This window comes from Bacillus sp. CZDM1 (genome assembly GCF_055502545.1).
Genome location: NZ_JBUESO010000043.1, coordinates 1 through 965, shown reverse-complemented (window position 1 = coordinate 965; position 965 = coordinate 1). Strand labels below are relative to the sequence as shown.

The 965-nt window shown below is 37.5% G+C and carries 1 protein-coding gene; it reads left to right on the top strand.

Annotated elements, in window-relative coordinates; genetic code table 11:
• Nucleotides 1-32 precede the first annotated feature (32 nt).
• The coding region (locus ACY3XC_RS28690) for a DnaD domain-containing protein (protein WP_464871573.1) at nt 33-965 on the top strand (933 nt) is incomplete at its 3' end.

Genomic DNA, 965 nt, shown 5'->3' with positions numbered 1-965 from the left:
AAGTATGAACAAGAAGAAGGGTAGTGTTGTGGATGGCTAGGTTTAGAAAAGTGAGCATGGATTTTTGGGTGGACCCGATTCATTCAGAGGAGATGACTCCAGATGACCGTCACTTTTATTTATATCTGTTAACAAATCAACGGACGAAACAAATTGGAATCTATAAGACTACGATAAAGCAAATTGCGTTTGATATGGGCTATCCTATCGAATTTATTCAAACATTAATGGAACGATTCATCCTGCTTCACCGGCTGGTTCGTTATAATCCTGAAACGAGAGAGCTCGCGATAAAAAACTGGGCGGAATATAACTTTGATCGAGCCGGGAAACCCATGATGGATTGTATTTTTTCCGAATTAAAAGAGGTCCAAGATATTTCACTGATTCAATATGTTGCGGAGTCCATTCATAAACCAGAATTCCGCAAACTTTATGATTCTTTTTGTAACAAAGAAGAGAGTACCTCCAGCAAAGAAGTGAGTCATCATGAAGAAAATAATACATATCTAGCGCCTGTATGGGAAGAGAAAGACGAGACTTTTCCGACTCGTCATACGATACGTGGACAAGAAGAAGAAAAAGAAGAAGAGAAAGAAAAAGAAAAACAACAAGAAGTTTTTCAGTCCATACTAGAAGGTAATCTAAATAATGAGCATCACTTGGAAGATAACCAAAAACTTGTAGATGTTAAAGACATTATTGCATTTTGGGATCATAATGGATTTGGTTTTACCAATGTGAATGCAAAAGAGCAGCTATTATCCTGGTTAGATGATTCTCGCTTTTTACAGCCGAAAGCCGTGATTTTAAAGGCATTGATGATCGCATGTACAAATAACAAGCGAAGGCTGAGTTATGTGATGGGGATTCTGAAAAATTGGGAAAACGAATCATTACTGACGGTAGAAGAAATTGATTCCTATCAAGAGAACCAAAAGCCTGCAGCGAATAATTGGAAAACA